A 17,491-nucleotide genomic window follows, 5' to 3' on the forward strand; every position below is an offset into this window, starting at 1 on the left:
TTGAAAAGTATAATCCCAGGCCAAATCCTCTCCAAGTACCTTGGTATTTATTATTGCGACTAAAATAAATGCCAACGCAATTATTACATGCTGCAGTGGCGTAATAAATTACTTTTCCTAAATACTTAAAAACATAATATCAATTCGAAATTTGGTGATTATATGGTTCATTGGGCCGATTATATTGCTGATAAAATAATTAGAGAGAGGGGGGAGAAGGAGAAGTACGTTGTTGAGAGTGGAATAACGCCAAGTGGTTACGTTCACGTTGGGAACTTTAGGGAGCTTTTTACAGCTTATATTGTGGGCCATGCCCTAAGGGATAAGGGGTATGAGGTTAGGCACATCCACATGTGGGATGATTATGATAGATTTAGGAAGGTTCCAAGGAACGTTCCCCAGGAATGGAAAGATTACCTGGGAATGCCCATTAGTGAAGTTCCTGATCCCTGGGGATGCCATGAGAGTTATGCTGAACACTTCATGAGAAAGTTCGAGGAGGAGGTAGAAAAATTAGGGATCGAAGTTGACTTTCTTTATGCGAGTGAACTCTACAAGAGAGGGGAATATTCTGAGGAGATAAGGTTAGCCTTTGAGAAAAGGGATAAGATAATGGAGATACTAAACAAGTATAGGGAAATTGCGAAACAACCTCCCCTTCCAGAGAACTGGTGGCCCGCAATGGTTTACTGCCCTGAGCATAGGAGGGAAGCAGAGATCATTGAATGGGATGGGGGCTGGAAGGTTAAGTATAAGTGCCCCGAAGGTCACGAGGGATGGGTTGATATAAGGAGTGGGAACGTGAAACTGAGGTGGCGTGTTGATTGGCCCATGCGTTGGTCTCACTTTGGCGTTGACTTCGAACCTGCTGGAAAGGATCATCTTGTGGCTGGTTCAAGCTACGATACGGGAAAGGAGATTATAAAGGAAGTTTATGGAAAGGAAGCTCCGTTATCTTTAATGTATGAGTTTGTTGGAATTAAGGGGCAGAAGGGGAAGATGAGTGGTAGTAAGGGAAATGTTATTTTACTCAGCGATCTGTATGAGGTTCTTGAGCCAGGTCTCGTTAGATTTATCTACGCTCGGCATAGGCCAAACAAGGAGATAAAGATAGATCTAGGTCTTGGCATTCTAAACCTCTACGATGAGTTCGATAAAGTTGAGAGAATATACTTCGGGGTTGAGGGTGGTAAAGGTGATGATGAAGAATTAAGGAGGACTTACGAGCTTTCAATGCCTAAGAAGCCTGAGAGATTAGTCGCTCAAGCTCCTTTTAGGTTCCTAGCGGTGTTGGTTCAGTTACCGCATTTAACCGAAGAAGACATAATAAATGTTCTAATCAAACAGGGACATATTCCCAGGGATCTATCCAAGGAGGACGTTGAGAGGGTTAAACTTAGGATAAACCTTGCTAGGAATTGGGTTAAAAAGTATGCCCCTGAGGATGTTAAATTCTCAATACTTGAGAAACCTCCAGAAGTTGAGGTAAGTGAAGATGTTAGGGAGGCCATGAATGAGGTTGCTGAGTGGCTTGAGAATCATGAGGAATTTAGCGTTGAAGAGTTTAATAACATTCTATTCGAAGTTGCCAAGAGGAGGGGGATATCCAGTAGGGAGTGGTTTTCGACGCTCTACAGATTATTTATTGGAAAGGAAAGGGGACCGAGATTGGCCAGTTTCCTGGCATCTCTTGATAGGAGTTTCGTTATTAAACGACTTAGACTTGAGGGATAGCTTATGCTGAGTGCCGCGGGAGTTAACGTCTCGTTTAAGGGAGAGTTAGATGACGGTTTTGAAGATGCTTTTCTTACTGTATTCTCAAGGAGGTACCTTCCTGATGTCTCTTTTACCGAAGCGGAGCCTCATATTATAGTTGAGAGGTTTAAAGGTGATACCTTTAGAGTCTTCGCCGTCTCATACGATGAAGGTAACACTATTGATAAATACAAGATAGAATCCCCTGTTCCTTCAGCTTATGTTAATGAATCTCCAATATTTTTCCTACTTCAAGCAGTTGCAAGAGCTGGAGCTAAGATTGGGAAGTTGTTCATTACGGATTCTGTTTCAATATCTCTCGGAAACTATGGGGTACTGTTCCTCGGTTATCCTCACAGTGGAAAGAGCACGATCTCAACCCTAGCCCTTACAGAGGGATTTACAATCCTAAGTACTGAAAATACCGTGATTAAGCCCAGGAAAGATGGGCTCTACGTTGTTGGAGGTACTGATGTTTTAGTCTATGACCCCAAGATAGAGGAGATATATGGGGTTGAAGTTCCTTATGATGATGAAACTAAGAGCGGATACAGGATAAAGGTCATAGCTTCTAATAAAAGGAAGAAACTCATGAAAAATGGGGTAAAGATTAAGCTTATAGTTGTTCTTCATGCGGCGTTTAATTGCTTAGGGGCCGGTTTTTCACCGGTAACAGGAAGGAAGGTAAAGAAGATACTCTGGTATTTTGCAACTTCTCTTTTAAAGGGGGTTGACTACTATGAACCGAGGCCTTTAGATGTCCCGATAACGGAGACAATCTTGGAAAATATAAATAAGTTCCTAACCCTCGCTTCATCTATAAAGATGGTTGAGGCTTTTGGAAATCATAAAGATATTTTATTTAGGATTATAAACGGTGAGATATGAATAATTCCCAACTTTTTCCTCCGCTTCCTTAGTGAAATATAGCTTTGCCAGTAACTCGACTCCTGTTTTTCCCCATACGTTAAATCTCACTCTAAAGCTGTCCTGCTCGCTCTTAAATTCTATAACAACTGTTCTTTCCTCTTGATCTGGAATTACCTTACTTATCCAGTATTTCTGACCAACTACTAAACTTTCTTTAAGCCTAGGAAGTAGTTCCCTGAGATCTGTAAAGTACATTATAAATTTTCCACTGGGCTTTAATACCCTCCTAACTTCCTTAAATACTTGGTTAAGCTCTAGAGGTTCGAAGTGAACTATGCTGTCAATAAATATTACATAATCAAAGGTCTTGTCCTCAAAGGATAACTTTCTAGCATCTCCAACGATGAACTCTACATTTGATTCTCTTGACTTTGCATATTCCCTTGCTTTTCTTATCATATCTTCGCTTATATCCACTCCAACGACTTCGAATCCGTAATCCTCCAGGAGAAAAGAGAAACCTCCAACTCCACAGGCAAGGTCGAGCACTTTCCCCCTCTTTTTCATGTACTTCATTAGCAGGGGCTCTAGAGTTTCTATCCTACTCCTATACTCTTGGGAGTTTATATCTGTATATGTGGGAAATACCCTATAGTATTCTTTAAAACCCATGTTTATAGCTTAATCCTGAACAATTTTAAATATTTAGAGGACACCTTAACACGGTGGTTGAATGGTGAGGATAATCGCTCCAGCTCACCTCCATGCTGGAAACCCAGACTTAAGTGGGGATATGGGTAGGCTCTTTGGAACTTTGGGATTTGCCATTGAATATCCGTACTTGGAGGTTGAAATCGAAACCTCGGAGAAAGATAAAGCTAACGATAAAGATGCATTAAGGTTCTTGGAGAGATTAAGGGAGAAGTATGAATTTCCTCCTGTTAAAATTGAAATTAAACATTACATCCCGAAATGGGTAGGGCTCGGCTTTCATACGACTTTAGCTTTAACCCTTGGTCTAGGGATTAATAGGATTTACAATCTAGGTTTAAGTCTTGAAGATATAGCGTTAACAGTGAGAAGAGGGTTAATAACGGCTTTGGGTTTTTATGCTGTTAAACTTGGCGGATTTATAGTTGAAGGAGGATTTCCTGTAAATAAAAGAGAAAAAGTTGTTCCTCCATTAATATTTAGAGAAAATATCCCTGAAAATTGGTTTTTCGTTGTGGCAATACCTGAAACCCCTAGAAAAGATTTGGAAGAAGTTAGAAGGGTTGAAGATGAGATATTGACGAACTTAAAGAAAATGCCACCTGAACTGGCTGATAGATTATCGAGAATAGTCTTAATGAAAATACTTCCAGCTTTTGTTGAAAGGGATATAAAGGCTTTTGGAGAGGGGCTTTATCAATTTAATAACCTGTTAGGTAAATTCTGGAGCGACTACCAGGAGAGTATATATTGCTGTGAGTTGGTTAGTGAGGGAATTAAAGTCATGTTGGAAGATGCATACTGTGCCTGTCAGAGCAGTTGGGGTCCCACATTTTACGGGCTCGTCGATGATAGGCACAAGGCCGAGATTGTAAGGGATAAGATAAAAAAGTTGTTTGAAGAAAATGGAGATAGTGGTGAAGTCTTCATAACTAAAGCTAATAATACAGGGGCGGTGATTTTAGATGGTTAAAGCGATTGGCATTGATTCCGGAACTAAAAGTATGGATATATTCGGTTTTGATGACGAGACGGGAGAAGTTATAGTTGATGTAGCAGTCGACAGAAATGAGGTAACTAAGAATCCCAGGATAATAGTCGACATTTTGAGGGAAGTACAAAGGGAGCATGGAACTATAGATGCGATAGTTGGACCCTCGGGTTATGGGATTCCTTTAAAGCCAGCTAGAGAAGCAACCAATGAGGAAATAGCCCTTGCAACTTTTATAACTAAGGCCGATGTTGAGAGGAGGCTTAAGATCGTTGGTCTTAGGGAGCTCATGGTTCTCATGAGAGAGGCAAAGGATTTGAACATCTACTTCACTCCGGGCGTGATACACCTTCCAACTGTTCCAGAGTGGAGGAAGGCGAATAAAATAGATTTAGGTACATCAGACAAGGTATTTACGGTGGTTCTCTCAATTGTAAGGCATTCAGAGAGGGAGGGAATACCTTATGATAAGGTAAACCTCATAGCTGTTGAAATAGGGTTTGCATACACTTCAGCTATGGCCGTTAAAAACGGTCAAATAGTGGATGCAATGGCCGGAACAGCTGGCTTTACAGGTTATCTCGGCATGGGATTTATGGATTCTGAATTAGCCTATGCCCTAGCGAATGCCCTTGAGGACTTTAGCAAGCTCAAGCTTTTTGAGGGAGGAGCAGCTTATATAGGTGGAATAGATCCTTTTGAAGTCTCCCCTGAGGAGTTTGTAAAGCTTGCTAAGGAAGATGAAAATGTGGCCAAAGGATACAATGCAATGATAGAGGGAATAGTTAAGGATGTTTTCTCACTACTACCTTCGGTTATTCCTGATGCTATATATCTAAGCGGAAGATTTTCGAGGATACCAGAGTTCTTTAAGGATGTTAAGGAATCTTTGGAGGAAGCTTTCTCCATGTACGGTTTTAGTATTGAAGTTAGAAAGCTAGAAAGTAGGGCAAAGGCTAAAGAAGCTGCTGAAGGAGGAGCAATACTAGCTAATGCAATTGCTGGCGGTATTTATAGGGAACTTATAGAGGTCTTAAAGTTGAGGGAGAGCTCCGGTAAGATATTTGACTGGGTTCACCTGAGTGATAGGGATAGGCTTAAGGTTTTTGAAAAGCTTGAAATTTAGGGGTGGGTGAAATTGGAGTTCAACTTAATAATTGCTGGAGTTGGAGGACAGGGAGGATTAACACTTTCTAGGATAATTGGAAATGCCGCAATGATTGAAGGTTACAGGGTAAGGATCGGAGAAACTTTGGGTATGAGTCAGCGTTATGGTAGCGTTCTCAGCTATTTAAGGTTTGGAGAAGAAGTTTACTCTCCCCTAATTGAGGAAGGAAAAGCTGATTTAATGCTGGCCTTGGAGCCCGTAGAAGCTTTGAGAAATGCTAGATTTCTAAGCAGGAAGAGCTATGCGATAATAAACGCTTATCCAATCCATACAGCGACTACATTAGTTGGAAAGGAAAGGTACCCTGATCTAGAAGAGATAAAGGAGGCCATAGGAAAGATATGCAGGGTTGAAATGAGGAATTTCCAGGAGGAAGCTGACAAAATAAATCCTAGAACACTAGGGGTTCTAATGACGGGATTTGCTTGGAGAAAGGGATTGTTACCATTGAAGAAGGAAAGCATTATTGAGGGTATAAAACTAACATTGAGAGAAAAGCTCTGGGATATTAACTTTAGGGCCTTTGAAAGGGGAGTTGAGCTCGCTTCCCTTTAATGATTATATTTTATGAAGAATGCGTAGAACATGGTTGTTGCTATAATATAAAAGATGGCCGTTGTATAAAATGGATAGGCCAGGGAAATTGCAAAGAGCGCTCCGCCTATGTAGTTCCCAAGTCCTCGCATAAAAGTGGAAAATGCCCTTCTAATTCCTGCAGCAGTTGCTTTTTCCTCCGTTGAGAAGAAGCCCATCATAAAGGAGTCATTAACGGGCCAGACTATGTTCATGAGGATCGATCTTATGATGTAAACGAATGAAGCTATAGCAAATGTTGGTAATGAGGGGAAGATTAGGAAGAGAAAGGCAGCACTCCCCTGGAAGTACGTGATAACTTTAACGGGACCAAGCCTATTAATTAGAGCTGGTAGGATGAATGATCCGAGCCCCATAACGACTTCCTGACTGAAGAATACCCAACTTATCTCTCTTATATCCCGTCCAAATCTTAAATTGAAATATATACTCATGTAGGGAATAGTTATTCCCGCTCCGAGCCCTATCAAAGCACTTGGCAGGGAAAATTTTAGAATCTTAATGATTAACTCCTTTCTCCACTTAATTTTGGAAGTTGTAACGGGAACATCTTTAATTACAATGAGGGCTGGAAAGACTATTGCAAATTGTATTAGTGCTAAAGCTATAACCAATTTATATGCTAATCTTTCCGAATACCCTAAACTAACCAAATGCCCAGGAAGATATCCTGCAACTAAAACTCCAAGAGCGTTCATTAGGGTTCCTAATCCAAAGGAATATGAGAATATTCTGTGCCTCTCCTCTTCATTTTTAACTTTCTCACTTAGGAGGGCCGAATAATTGGGATCCCTAAGGCCCATGTTTACCCCAACTAGGAAAAAGCCAAGGAGTAACATCTCAAAATTATAGGCTAATACTTGAAAGATCCTTCCAAGGGCTCCCATTCCCGCTGCTAGAATTAGTGTCTTCTTATATCCAAACTTTAGTGAAAGTTGACCAGCTAAAAGAAACGAAATACCCCCTATTAATGTTTGAGTGGAGAATAGGATACCCATCTTGTTCATGTCATATCCCAACGCCTTTAAGTAGAAAGGCATTATGAACCATGAGAACTGGAGAAAAAGTTGACCGACAGCCGTGGCTATGACGAGTACCTTTGCATCTTTTTCCATGTTTGATTATCGATATCATAGCGTTTATAAGATTATCTAATCGGACTTAAAAATTATTATTTACTGTTCTCCTCTATATGATCTGGTGATTTAATATGGAGTTTAGGAAGATACAATTTACTGGAAGAAGTTCCTATATAGTTTCATTACCTAAAAAGTGGGTAAAAGAGCAGGGTTTAAAGCAGGGAGATATAATTTCTATGGTGATAAATCCAGACGGGAGTATAACTATCTTTCCTGGGAAGCACAAAGAACGCCCAAAAACCAAGATCTTAAAGATACAGAAGAAATACTCTCCAGAAATGGCAATAAGGCTTGTAATCTCAGCTTACATAAGGGGATATGATACCCTGGAGATAGTCCTTGAAGATGAGATGCCTCTGTATAAGATTTCAATTAGGAAGATATTGCAGAGTCTTCCTGGGGTTGAAATTGTTTTGGATGAGCAACACAGGATCGTGGCAAAGAGTCTTTTGGATGAGGGAGAGATAAATTTGCTTGAGCTTTTGAGGAGGATGAAAGCCATCGTATTGTCGATGTTTGGGGATCTAGATTTCATAATTAGAGGTCAAGATGGGGAGGTTTTAAGGGATATAAATGATTTAGAAAATGAGCTGGATAGGTTCTACTTCCTAATAATAAGGGCCGTTAATAGACTACTTTCAAAGAAGGATGTGAGCGAGGAAAGTGGCCTTGTTAAGAGGCCATTTGATCTCATGGGAATCCTTTTAATCGCCAGGAATGTTGAGAGGATTGGAGATCACATAATTAGGATAGCTGAGAACCCGGACAAAATAAACGTTGAGTATTTGAAAACAAAGTTCTCTGAGATGCTTAATCAGGTAGATGTTAGGGATCTTGATAAGGTAGACAAGCTCATGCTTGAGCTCTCCAAAGAAGCCAAGGCTACCGATTATAAAAAGTCCATAGCCATGGACAGTTACAGGAGAATATTGGAATACCTTGAGAACATTGGTGAGGTAATAATAAATATGGCGATAGGCTAACGTTTCCATAATTCTTTTAACCTTTCGATATCCTTTCAATTTTGGGATGGGCAATGGTAGCTATCATCGTTCATGGGGGTGCTGGAACAATAAAAAAAGAAGAAAGGATACCAAAGGTTATTGAGGGAGTAAAAGAAGCCGTTATTGTTGGGTGGAAAGAACTTAGGAAGGGATCTGCTTTAGATGCTGTGGAGGAAGCCATTAAAGTTCTTGAGGATAACCCTATATTCAATGCCGGAACTGGGAGCGTTCTCACGATCGATGGAAAAGTTGAAATGGATGCTGCAATAATGAGAGGGAAGACGCTAGAAGCTGGAGCTGTGGCCGGGATATGGGGAGTTAAGAATCCGATAAGTGTTGCAAGAAAGGTAATGGAAAAGACTGATCATGTACTCCTTGTTGGGGAAGGTGCAGTAAAGTTTGCTAGACTCATGGGATTCCCTGAATACAATCCAATAACGGAAGAAAGGATTGAGCAGTGGAAAGAACTAAAGGAAAAGCTAATGAAAGGTGAGATCAAGTACTGGAAAAAGCTTGGTGAGCTTATAAAAGAGTATCCAGAAGTTTTGAGGAGTACCGTTGGGGCCGTAGCTTTTGACGGGGAAGAAATAGTTGCAGGAACTTCAACTGGGGGAGTTTTTTTGAAGATGTTTGGAAGGGTTGGTGATACTCCCATAATAGGGGCTGGAACTTATGCAAATGAAGTTGCTGGAGCGTCTTGTACTGGACTAGGAGAGGTTGCAATAAGACTTGCATTGGCGAAAACCGCAACCGACTTCGTCAGACTTGGTATGGATGCTCAAGCAGCCAGCAATGCGGCAATCTCTCTTGCAACAAAGTACTTTGGGAAGGATACTATGGGGATAATAATGGTAGATGCAGCCGGTAACGTTGGGTTCGCTAAGAATACGAAGCATATGAGCTATGCTTATATGAAAGATGGTATGGAGGAACCGGAGGCTGGTGTTTAGTGCTAAGGGACTTGTGGTTCCTTAACTTTTCAACGCTCTTCTTCTTTCTTGGTATAAGTGTACTTAACCCTCTCATCTCACCGTATGCTATAACCCTTGGAGCGGAGCCGTTCTTAGTTGGACTCGTTGCTGGTGTTACAAGCGGTGTATCCCTCGTCTCGAAGCTCTTCGGGGGTTATATAGGGGATAGGGGATATAGATTTCATGCGATGTTCCTGGGAAATATCCTTGGAATTATATCTGGTGTATTCTATATAATTTCGGCAATGTTTCATAGTATCTTTATCTTTGCTATAGGTAGGGCGATTCATGGGGTTGGAATGGGAATATTTTTCCCATCCTCCCTTTCTTCTGCTGTAGACTTAGCTCCAAAGGGTAGGGTTGGAGAGGCCCTAGGTTGGAGGGGAATGATGTTTTCCCTGGGAAATATAATAGGACCAGGGATAGGTGGGTTCGTCTCGGATAGATTTGGTTTCGTTTCAGCTTTTCTATTGGCTATCCTATTCTCTATTATCGGAGCAATTTTCGTTCTTGCCGTTTGGAGAGAAGTTGGTGAAATTAAGTTTGAGAAACGTGAGGAACGTTCGGGCTATAGAGAACTAATAAGGGTATTCTTTATAACTGCATGCTTAAGTTTGTTCTTCATATCTGTAGCGTATTCTGGCGTTGTAACGTTTTTGCCTGCTTTGTATAAGGTTTCCGGTCTAGGACAAGGAATATTCGGCCTTTATATGATGATTATGGGAGTTTCAAGTTTCCTGACTAGGGTGGTTGGGGGGAGAAGTGCTGATAGGTTTGGTCCAATTCCAGTTGCTAGAATAGGTGTGGGGATGATCCTTATCTCATACGCATTACTCGTGAAGTTTAAGTTTCCTCCTCACTCCTACTTAGTTGCCTTCATATCGGGAGCTGGCTTCGGATTAACGTATCCAGCGTTGCAGTACATGGCCTTAGCTAAATTACCTGGAAGGATAAGAACGATGGGTTCAAGTATTTATACGATGTTTTTTGACTTAGGGATGCTAAGCGGTCAAGTGGGACTTGGATACGTGGCCCAGCTTTCAGGTTATGAAGGTGTCTTTCCAGTGGTTGCATTACTACCCCTACTTTCCCTACTAATCGTTAATATCCCGGTAATTTGGAGGGATAAGAATGAAAATTAGGGTTTCATATGGAACGGCCGTAGCTATGGGCCTTATCAGAGCTAAGATAGTAGTCAAACCCACGACCGCTTACCTAATGACTTATCATGATGGAAAATGCATAAATGATTGTAAGTTCTGTGCTCAGGCTAGATCTAGCAAGGCCAATTTGAAGATGCTTTCTAGGATAAGTTGGCCAGCTTTTAACATCGAAGATGTAATCAAGAATTTTCACAATGGGTCATTTAAAAGGGTATGTTTACAAACAATAGATTATCCAGGACTAATAGATGACATCTGGGGAATTCTAGAGAGGCTCAGCGTTCTTAAGACTCCAATATCTATTTCAATAACGCCTGTTTCTAAAGATATCCTCATGGAGTTCAAGAAATTTGGTGTTGATTACATTGGAATTGGGTTAGATGCTGCTAGCGAGGAAATTTATAGGAATGTGAAGATATCGAGGCATTCCTGGGATGATATGTGGATGTTCCTTGAAGATGTAGTGTCCGTGTTTGGCAGGGGGAGGGGTGTTGTTCATATAATTGTTGGGCTGGGTGAAAAAGATAGGGATTTAATTGAAACGATATTCAGAGTGTATAAAAAAGGTGGTATAGTTTCCCTCTTTGCCTTTACACCACTGAAAGGGACACAGATGGAAAATTATCCCCCACCATCAATTGAGAGGTATAGGAAGATTCAGGCAGCTCACTACCTTATAAGAACTGGCAAGGTAGAATTTTCAGATTTTGAATTTGATGAGAGGGGAAATCTTATACATCTTCCAAGCTATGATATTCCTCCATCCGCTTTCATAACCTACGGATGTCCCTGGTGTAATAGGCCTTATTATAACGAAAGGCCAGGTAGGGAACCTTATAACTACCCTTCCCTTGAGATGGCCAGAAATGATTTTGAAAAGATAAAGAGAGAATTATTCCTCTGACTCCTCTTTGGCCAATTCTCTTAATTTGTCAATTCCTGCTCCTACAGCTATTAATGTATCTCCCTCCCGAATTATCTCATTACTAGGGGGATTGTATATATACCTATTTCCCCTTTTAATAGCTATAATTCTCACTCCTATTTTTGAAGGTAGCTTAAGTTGCCTTAGACTCTTCCCCACTAAAATGGAGCCTTTGTTCACCCTTACCCTTCCTATTTCCTCTTCAACATCGTGCATTATCTTCCTAATTATGGGATGGGGTTCCACATCTCTCAGCACTAAATCAGCTATTTCATAGGCTGAGTCACTTATCTGCTCGTTTATATTGGCCATCTCTATTACGCTAAGCATGCTCTCCGGGTCATCGATCTTTTTTGCAGCTTCAAGGGCGAGTTTCTTGACCTTTAGTGTGAGTTCATCCATTTTTTCTTCAAGTAAGTAAACTTCCTCAGCTATCTCCTCGCTGTTGTACATTACAGAGGATAGGGCTAAATCTATCATCAATGAAGATAGATTTCTCATCTCAATTAGGCAACTCCTTATCTCCTCAAGCTCTTTCATTTCCGATCACCCTTATCGCTCCCCTAGCAATTTCTTTAAGGTGATCTATAGAAGTTCTAGTTCCCCTTCCAATTAGCACATCTCCGGCCCTTATTTTGAAGTTCTCATTTGGCCCAAATATCCATCTTTTTCCTCTTCTAACAGCTATTATCCATACACCTGTGTTAGTTGCTAGATCTAGTTCTCCTAGGGTTTTACCAACTATAACTGACTCGGGATACACTTGTATCTTCCCAATTATCTCTTCTCCTTCTAGTATTGTCTCTTTAATTACTGGGTGAAGTTCCACACCTTCGAGTACCATTTTTGCTAGATCTCCAGCGGCGTTTGATATATCCTCTATGGCATTGGCTATTTGAAGTATTGTTATTACCTGCTCTGCTTCTTTGACATTTCTAGCAGCTAGAACGCTATGCATCATGAGTTGATAATTTAGGAGGTCTATCCTTTCTTCTAGCTCTAAAACTTCCTCAGCAATTTCCTTATCTCCAAAAAGCAGCGACGCATAAGCGAGATCAACCATTAATTCTACGGTATCTTTCATTTCAATGAAAATTTCTTTAACGCTCTTTGGCTCATATTTAAACTCCTCAACCTCCTCCATCTTTTCTGGCTCCCTCCCGGTGTTGTTATTCCTAGTTTCTATAAAAAGTTTTCATCAATGTTTTTAACTTGTTAACATAAAACAAATGTTAGGTACCATGACTAGCGAGAATATCTTAAAGGCTATCGATTTGGAGATAAAGAAATTTGAAGAGAGGGCAAATGTATTAGAAGAAGTTGCGTTGCAAGGAGAGTCTTCTCTTTCCTCAAAATATGAGGATATGTTAAAAAAGAAGAGTAGATATTCAATCTACTATCTTATAGCTACCGCTGTTTTCCTATTTTTTGAAATCCTTCTTTTAATTGTCATCAGGTACAAATATGGGCTTGGAACGCTTAACTATTCTATCCTGATTGTCGTCACGGTTATCCTTGTGTTCTTTTTATTCATGTTGACATCCAGTCCTAAAGTTGAGGAAGATTCTATCCAAGAAAAAATAGTGTTCTACAGGTTAATAGCCAATAAGTTTTATAAAAGAATCAAGGGAGGACTTGAAAAGGGAGATGAGGAACTAATTCGGGCCGTGGCGGATGATATACTCAAAGATCCACTTTTTTCTCGGGCATTAGAGCATGCTAACGTGGGAGATCCTAAAGTTGTTGCATATGCTCTTTACCTATATTTACATAGGGATAAGGTGGATAACCTAGAGGTGCAAAATACTATAAACTTAGTTAGAGGGCCAATAAGAATGTTACTTGAAAGTATCCTAGGTGAGGATCATGAGAATAGAGGTTCCGTCAAAGGAGTATCTGAGCGAATTATCGAAGAGGCTTAGCAAAGCGGGTATAATGAATAAACCGAAGGAAGAACTTGATTGGGAAATTAACCATATGATTAGTCTAAGGAAGAAGTTTAATGAGCTTAAAAACTTGAAAATTGAGTCGATCTTGGAGAGGTTGTCTCAATTTGAAAATGTATATTCAGAGATAATGGGTAAGTTAAGAACAAGAGAGTTAAACCTTGAGGAAATAAGTGATGAGCCCTTAGTTATTGAAGTTCTAGAAGCCCTAGTAGAAAATAATTGTGTTGAATTTTCCGATGATGGAAAAATAAAGCTCCTAAGAGATGTTCCGCTTGAGGAGTTAGAAATTGAACTTTCGGTACCTGCAGATGAGGTGCTTGAAGACCTTGAAAATCTGGAAAGGGTTGGAGGAAAGTTAGTTACAGAGGTAAAACTTCTAAAGCGGTATTATGTTGAGATTATGGAAGTTGAACTAGAAGCTATTCAGAGGGCCCTTGACATTGCTGAGGAATACGTTGATGAGGAAGCTCTTCTTGAATCAGCAATTGCTGGAATAGCTAAAAGTGCATTATCTCAGTTGATCTTATCCCTTGTAAAGGATATTAGGAAGAAGGATGAGCTCATAGACCTTCTCTTATCAAGTGAACCGATAGAGATCGGAGGGGAACATGGAGATCTAAGGATCTACTTTGAAGAGGAGGCCCTGGAAGATCTTTTAAAAGAGCTTCAAACGCTTGGCTACCTAAAAGTGAAAGGAAATAGAATATGGTTTTACTAAATAAAGCTAAAATTCGGGCTTTTCTCCAGTTATTCTCTCGTAAATTTCTTTATAGGCCTCGATTAGATCTCCCTTATCAAACCTGAAAACATCCTTATCTAGGCTTCTCTTAGTTTTTGCATCCCAGAATCTACATGTATCGGGGCTTATTTCATCGGCCAGTACTATATCCCCGTTCTTATCCTTCCCAAATTCGAGCTTGAAGTCAACCAGGATAATCCCCTTTTTTGCAAGGTAATCCTTTAAGATCTCATTGACCTTTAGAGCAATCTCCTCAATCTTCTTTATCTCATCCAAACTTATTCCAAGGACCTTAGCATGGTAGTAGTTAATCATAGGATCATGCAATTCATCGTTTTTGTAATAGAGCTCAACTATTGGCTCGGGGAGTTCATAACCCTCTGGTAGTGGTAGCCTCTTCTTCAAGCTCCCGGCAACGACGTTCCTTACCACTACTTCAAGCGGATACATATCAAGTTTCTCAACTATGAGCCTATTTCCTCCTGCTACACCTATAAAGTGGGTCTTTATTCCGTGCTCTTCCAGGAGTTTAAAGAATATAACTGAAAGTTGAGCGTTTAGCCATCCTTTTCCTTTAAACCTTGCTTTCTTAGTTCCATCAAATGCTGTTGCATCATCTTTAAACTCCATTATAAGTTTATCATCGTCAATTGGGATCATCTTCTTTGCTTTTCCCTCATAAACTTCCATTAATTTCACCATGTTTATGTAAAAATCATAATACTTTTAAGATTTTTTAGACATATATCTGGCAAAAGATGAGAGGTGAAATCATGAAAGAGAAGTGTGGGATCTTTGGGGCTTATTCCCAGGATGCAACTAAAAAGACTTATTATGGCCTAATGGCCCTCCAACACAGGGGGCAAGAAGGGGCTGGAATTAGTGTCTGGGATGGGGATATAAGAACGGTTAAAGGTCATGGGCTTGTTTCCGAAGTCTTTAAGGGGGGCAGTATTCGGAGGTTAAATGGTAATCCCGTGATAGGGCACGTTAGGTACTCAACATCGGGTTCCCTTTCAGAAGTCCAACCGCTGGAGGTTGAATGTTGTGGGTATAAGGTATCTATAGCTCATAACGGCACGCTTACAAATTTTCTTCCCCTAAGGAGGTTTTATGAAAGTAGAGGATTTAAATTTCGCTCTTCCATCGATACGGAAGTTATAGCGGTCTCTTTTTTAAATCATTACTCTGAGCTGAAGGATGAATTTGAAGCCATGAGTAGAGTTTTTGAAGAAGTTAAAGGGGCTTATTCAGTTTTAATGTTGTTCAATGGAAAGCTTATAGCCGTTAGGGATCCTGTGGGTTTTAGGCCTCTGAGTTTTGGAGCTGGGGATGGATATTACTTCTCTTCCGAGGATTCTGCTCTCAGGATGTTCTGTACTAACATAAGGGATGTATCTCCCGGTGAGGTTATTGTAGTTAAGGATGGGGAAGCAGAGAGTAAGATAGTTGGAAGATCCGAGCATGCATATTGCGTCTTCGAGTATATATACTTTGCAAGACCTGATAGCATTATAAACGGAATAAGCGTTTACTGGGCTCGCTATAGAATGGGAGTTGAATTGGCTAGGGAAAGTCCAGCTGAGGGAGATGTGGTAATAGCTGTTCCCGATTCAGGGAGAACTGCAGCTTTGGGTTTTGCTCACGAGAGTGGGATCCCCTACATGGAGGGGCTTATAAAGAATCGCTATATCGGGAGAACCTTCATAATGCCAAGTGGGCGAGAAATCAAGGTTAGGTTAAAGCTCTCCCCAGTTAAAGAAGTCATTAAGGGAAGGAGGATAGTTCTTGTTGATGATTCAATAGTAAGGGGAACAACGATGAAGAACATTGTGAAGATGCTTAGAGATGCGGGGGCTAGGGAAGTGCACGTGAGAATAGCATCTCCCCCGATAAGGTATCCATGCTATATGGGGATAGACATTCCGACAAGACATGAGCTTATAGCAGCTTGGAAGAGTATTGAGGAGATAAAGAAAGAGATTGGAGCTGATTCTCTAGCCTACCTAAGTGTAGAGGGGCTTAAGAGGGCTATAGGGACTGATAAGCTTTGCATGGCATGTTTAACTGGAAACTATCCAGAGTGGGCTTTTGACTTTAAGGTTTAGCTCAGTTTTATGGATACAGCCTAGCTGGAGTCCTCGGGAAGAGTGCTGCCCACCTAATGTGATCAAGCTTTAGAACCCAGGCTACCAGTCTCTCAACTCCTAGCCCAAATCCGCTGTGGGGAACGCTTCCGTACCTCCTAAGGTCAAGGTACCATTCGTAATCCTTTGGGTCCATTCCCTCTTCTAGTATTCTGTTGAGTAACTTATCATAATCGTCTTCTCTCTGACTTCCCCCAATGATCTCTCCATACCCCTCTGGGGCGAGCATGTCAGAGGCTAAAACCTTTCTTGGATCGTTAGGATCTTCTTTCATGTAAAATGCCTTTATGTGCTTGGGGTAACCGTAGACGAAGAATGGCCTATCAAACTCTTCTGTTAGTACCCTCTCTTCATCAGCCCCAAGATCATCTCCCCACTCAACGTTAACTCCCTTAGACTGGAGAATATCTATAGCTTCATCGTAGCTAATCCTTGGGAAGGGAGGTTCCGTATTCTTTAAAGTTGTTAGGTCATCTCTAAACATCTCTATCTCCTTCTTTCTTAACTCTAGGGTTCTTTGAACCATGTAGCTAACCAACTCCTCTTCAACTTTCATTATATCCCAGAGATCCATCCACGCGGCTTCGAGCTCGAGGTGCCAGAACTCTGTAAGGTGTCTCCTCGTTCTGCTCTTCTCTGCTCTAAAACTTGGTGTTAATGACCAGACCTTTTCTAGTCCGAATATGGCCGCTTCCAAATAAAGCTGAGCAGATTGACTTAGGTAGGCATATTTATCGAAGTACTTAAGCTTGAATAGTGTTGCTCCACCTTCTACAGCTCCAGTAACTAAGATTGGGGGAAATACTTCATGCCATCCGTCTTTTAATAGCCATTCCCTTGCGGCCATGATCAATGTTTCCTTTACCTTCATTATAGCTGAAGCCTTTGGGGTTCTTATGTGAAGGTGCCTGTAATCCAATAAAAGTTCAGGACTCGCCTGTTCTGGGTTTTCGGGGATTGGAAATTCGCTTACAGCTTGAATTACTTCCAGTTTTTCTACATGAACCTCGGCCCCTCCTGGGGCCCTTTCATCGGCTTTTACTATTCCTTCAACAATTACACTTGATTCTCTTCCCAATTTCTTGGCTTTCTCAAATGTCTCCTCTCCAACAACGTTCTTTGCAACCACGGCTTGAACTATTCCCGTGGAATCTCTAATCCACAGGAATATCTTCTTTCCAACTCTCATGTTAGTATAAACCCACCCGGCTAATCTGACCTTTTTACCATCTAGCTCAGGCTTTACCTCTTGACAGTAAACTTTCTCTATCATAATCCATCACTGAGCCAAATTTCCATATGCATTCTATATAAGTTCTTCGGTTATTTGTGATACTTTGTTCAAAATTTCTTGGAAAAATTGTC

Annotated in this window: 18 protein-coding genes; 12 read left to right on the forward strand and 6 right to left on the reverse strand. The window is 40.8% G+C overall.

Going from position 1 to position 17,491, the window contains the following annotated elements; translation table 11 throughout:
- Positions 1 to 162: 162 nt before the first annotated feature.
- Positions 163 to 1,734 carry a lysine--tRNA ligase gene (lysS, locus tag PH_RS01015; RefSeq protein ID WP_010884327.1) on the forward strand — a complete coding sequence of 524 codons (1,572 nt, stop codon included), beginning with the start codon at positions 163 to 165 and terminating at the stop codon, positions 1,732 to 1,734.
- Positions 1,735 to 1,737: 3 nt separating this feature from the next.
- A complete protein-coding gene (locus PH_RS01020; protein WP_010884328.1) occupies positions 1,738 to 2,643 on the forward strand; it encodes a hypothetical protein in 906 nt (301 codons plus the stop codon).
- Here PH_RS01020 and PH_RS01025 read toward each other — a convergent pair.
- The gene (locus PH_RS01025; RefSeq protein ID WP_010884329.1) at positions 2,614 to 3,297 is read right to left on the reverse strand and encodes a class I SAM-dependent methyltransferase; all 684 of its coding nucleotides are present in this window, start codon (positions 3,295 to 3,297) and stop codon (positions 2,614 to 2,616) included. The two genes, PH_RS01020 and PH_RS01025, sit on opposite strands and share 30 nt — an antisense overlap.
- A 61-nt stretch (positions 3,298 to 3,358) precedes the next feature.
- Between PH_RS01025 and PH_RS01030 the strand changes: the two genes are divergently transcribed.
- From PH_RS01030 to PH_RS01040, 3 genes are read left to right on the forward strand one after another with little or no spacing between them, the layout of a single operon-like run.
- Complete coding sequence (locus PH_RS01030; RefSeq protein ID WP_010884330.1) at positions 3,359 to 4,309, forward strand: beta-ribofuranosylaminobenzene 5'-phosphate synthase family protein; 951 nt, start codon at positions 3,359 to 3,361, stop codon at positions 4,307 to 4,309.
- Positions 4,302 to 5,453, forward strand: a complete 1,152-nt coding sequence (locus tag PH_RS01035; RefSeq protein WP_010884331.1) for a DUF1464 family protein — start codon at positions 4,302 to 4,304, stop codon at positions 5,451 to 5,453. Before PH_RS01030 ends, PH_RS01035 begins: the two co-directional genes overlap by 8 nt.
- 12 nt (positions 5,454 to 5,465) lie before the next feature.
- On the forward strand, positions 5,466 to 6,050 hold the full coding sequence (locus tag PH_RS01040; protein WP_048053062.1) for an indolepyruvate oxidoreductase subunit beta: 585 nt from the start codon (positions 5,466 to 5,468) through the stop codon (positions 6,048 to 6,050).
- Here PH_RS01040 and PH_RS01045 read toward each other — a convergent pair.
- Entirely contained in the window at positions 6,047 to 7,204 is a 1,158-nt protein-coding gene (locus tag PH_RS01045) for an MFS transporter (protein ID WP_010884333.1), read from the reverse strand. The two genes, PH_RS01040 and PH_RS01045, sit on opposite strands and share 4 nt — an antisense overlap.
- Positions 7,205 to 7,299: 95 nt before the next feature.
- On the opposite strand from PH_RS01045, the gene PH_RS01050 reads away from it, so the two are divergent.
- Genes PH_RS01050 through PH_RS01065 form a run of 4 tightly spaced genes read left to right on the forward strand, consistent with a single transcriptional unit; the run spans position 7,300 to position 11,270 of the window.
- Positions 7,300 to 8,211 (forward strand): phosphate signaling complex PhoU family protein, encoded by a 912-nt coding sequence (locus PH_RS01050; protein ID WP_010884334.1) that lies wholly within the window; start codon positions 7,300 to 7,302, stop codon positions 8,209 to 8,211.
- Positions 8,212 to 8,264: 53 nt separating this feature from the next.
- The gene (locus PH_RS01055) at positions 8,265 to 9,182 is read left to right on the forward strand and encodes an isoaspartyl peptidase/L-asparaginase family protein (RefSeq protein ID WP_010884335.1); all 918 of its coding nucleotides are present in this window, start codon (positions 8,265 to 8,267) and stop codon (positions 9,180 to 9,182) included.
- Positions 9,182 to 10,345: an MFS transporter gene (locus PH_RS01060; RefSeq protein ID WP_010884336.1), complete on the forward strand. Its 1,164-nt coding sequence runs from the start codon at positions 9,182 to 9,184 to the stop codon at positions 10,343 to 10,345. Before PH_RS01055 ends, PH_RS01060 begins: the two co-directional genes overlap by 1 nt.
- Positions 10,335 to 11,270: a radical SAM protein gene (locus PH_RS01065; protein WP_010884337.1), complete on the forward strand. Its 936-nt coding sequence runs from the start codon at positions 10,335 to 10,337 to the stop codon at positions 11,268 to 11,270. The genes PH_RS01060 and PH_RS01065 overlap by 11 nt, the downstream gene beginning before the upstream one ends.
- Here PH_RS01065 and PH_RS01070 read toward each other — a convergent pair.
- Both PH_RS01070 and PH_RS01075 read right to left on the reverse strand, forming a co-directional pair.
- A complete protein-coding gene (locus PH_RS01070; RefSeq protein ID WP_010884338.1) occupies positions 11,259 to 11,831 on the reverse strand; it encodes a potassium channel family protein in 573 nt (190 codons plus the stop codon). The two genes, PH_RS01065 and PH_RS01070, sit on opposite strands and share 12 nt — an antisense overlap.
- Positions 11,818 to 12,435, reverse strand: coding sequence for a potassium channel family protein (locus PH_RS01075; RefSeq protein WP_010884339.1), 618 nt, complete (start codon positions 12,433 to 12,435; stop codon positions 11,818 to 11,820). The genes PH_RS01070 and PH_RS01075 overlap by 14 nt, the downstream gene beginning before the upstream one ends.
- 85 nt (positions 12,436 to 12,520) lie before the next feature.
- Here PH_RS01075 and PH_RS01080 point away from each other — a divergent pair, with 85 nt between their 5' ends.
- Positions 12,521 to 13,213, forward strand: a complete 693-nt coding sequence (locus tag PH_RS01080; protein WP_010884340.1) for a hypothetical protein — start codon at positions 12,521 to 12,523, stop codon at positions 13,211 to 13,213.
- Positions 13,158 to 13,958, forward strand: a complete 801-nt coding sequence (locus tag PH_RS01085; protein WP_048053064.1) for a hypothetical protein — start codon at positions 13,158 to 13,160, stop codon at positions 13,956 to 13,958. Before PH_RS01080 ends, PH_RS01085 begins: the two co-directional genes overlap by 56 nt.
- A 6-nt stretch (positions 13,959 to 13,964) precedes the next feature.
- On the opposite strand, the gene purC is transcribed toward PH_RS01085, so the two are convergent.
- A complete protein-coding gene (purC, locus tag PH_RS01090) occupies positions 13,965 to 14,669 on the reverse strand; it encodes a phosphoribosylaminoimidazolesuccinocarboxamide synthase (protein WP_048053065.1) in 705 nt (234 codons plus the stop codon).
- Positions 14,670 to 14,752: 83 nt separating this feature from the next.
- Between purC and purF the strand changes: the two genes are divergently transcribed.
- A complete protein-coding gene (gene purF, locus PH_RS01095) occupies positions 14,753 to 16,087 on the forward strand; it encodes an amidophosphoribosyltransferase (protein WP_048053066.1) in 1,335 nt (444 codons plus the stop codon).
- 7 nt (positions 16,088 to 16,094) lie between these two features.
- Here purF and asnS read toward each other — a convergent pair whose 3' ends face one another.
- Positions 16,095 to 17,399 carry an asparagine--tRNA ligase gene (gene asnS / locus PH_RS01100; RefSeq protein ID WP_010884344.1) on the reverse strand — a complete coding sequence of 435 codons (1,305 nt, stop codon included), beginning with the start codon at positions 17,397 to 17,399 and terminating at the stop codon, positions 16,095 to 16,097.
- Positions 17,400 to 17,491: the final 92 nt, after the last annotated feature.

This window comes from Pyrococcus horikoshii OT3 (assembly GCF_000011105.1).
GTDB lineage: Archaea > Methanobacteriota_B > Thermococci > Thermococcales > Thermococcaceae > Pyrococcus > Pyrococcus horikoshii.

What these genes read in the sequence shown, in the direction of transcription:
- PH_RS01080 (WP_010884340.1), top strand. Translation starts at nt 12,521, where the DNA reads ATGTTAGGTACCATGACTAGCGAGAATATCTTAAAGGCTATCGATTTG.
- purC (WP_048053065.1), bottom strand. Translation starts at nt 14,669, where the DNA reads ATGGAAGTTTATGAGGGAAAAGCAAAGAAGATGATCCCAATTGACGAT.
- PH_RS01025 (WP_010884329.1), bottom strand. Translation starts at nt 3,297, where the DNA reads ATGGGTTTTAAAGAATACTATAGGGTATTTCCCACATATACAGATATA.
- asnS (WP_010884344.1), bottom strand. Translation starts at nt 17,399, where the DNA reads ATGATAGAGAAAGTTTACTGTCAAGAGGTAAAGCCTGAGCTAGATGGT.
- purF (WP_048053066.1), top strand. Translation starts at nt 14,753, where the DNA reads ATGAAAGAGAAGTGTGGGATCTTTGGGGCTTATTCCCAGGATGCAACT.
- PH_RS01050 (WP_010884334.1), top strand. Translation starts at nt 7,300, where the DNA reads ATGGAGTTTAGGAAGATACAATTTACTGGAAGAAGTTCCTATATAGTT.
- PH_RS01030 (WP_010884330.1), top strand. Translation starts at nt 3,359, where the DNA reads ATGGTGAGGATAATCGCTCCAGCTCACCTCCATGCTGGAAACCCAGAC.
- PH_RS01065 (WP_010884337.1), top strand. Translation starts at nt 10,335, where the DNA reads ATGAAAATTAGGGTTTCATATGGAACGGCCGTAGCTATGGGCCTTATC.
- lysS (WP_010884327.1), top strand. Translation starts at nt 163, where the DNA reads ATGGTTCATTGGGCCGATTATATTGCTGATAAAATAATTAGAGAGAGG.
- PH_RS01075 (WP_010884339.1), bottom strand. Translation starts at nt 12,435, where the DNA reads ATGGAGGAGGTTGAGGAGTTTAAATATGAGCCAAAGAGCGTTAAAGAA.
- PH_RS01035 (WP_010884331.1), top strand. Translation starts at nt 4,302, where the DNA reads ATGGTTAAAGCGATTGGCATTGATTCCGGAACTAAAAGTATGGATATA.
- PH_RS01070 (WP_010884338.1), bottom strand. Translation starts at nt 11,831, where the DNA reads ATGAAAGAGCTTGAGGAGATAAGGAGTTGCCTAATTGAGATGAGAAAT.
- PH_RS01085 (WP_048053064.1), top strand. Translation starts at nt 13,158, where the DNA reads ATGAGAATAGAGGTTCCGTCAAAGGAGTATCTGAGCGAATTATCGAAG.
- PH_RS01020 (WP_010884328.1), top strand. Translation starts at nt 1,738, where the DNA reads ATGCTGAGTGCCGCGGGAGTTAACGTCTCGTTTAAGGGAGAGTTAGAT.
- PH_RS01045 (WP_010884333.1), bottom strand. Translation starts at nt 7,204, where the DNA reads ATGGAAAAAGATGCAAAGGTACTCGTCATAGCCACGGCTGTCGGTCAA.
- PH_RS01055 (WP_010884335.1), top strand. Translation starts at nt 8,265, where the DNA reads ATGGTAGCTATCATCGTTCATGGGGGTGCTGGAACAATAAAAAAAGAA.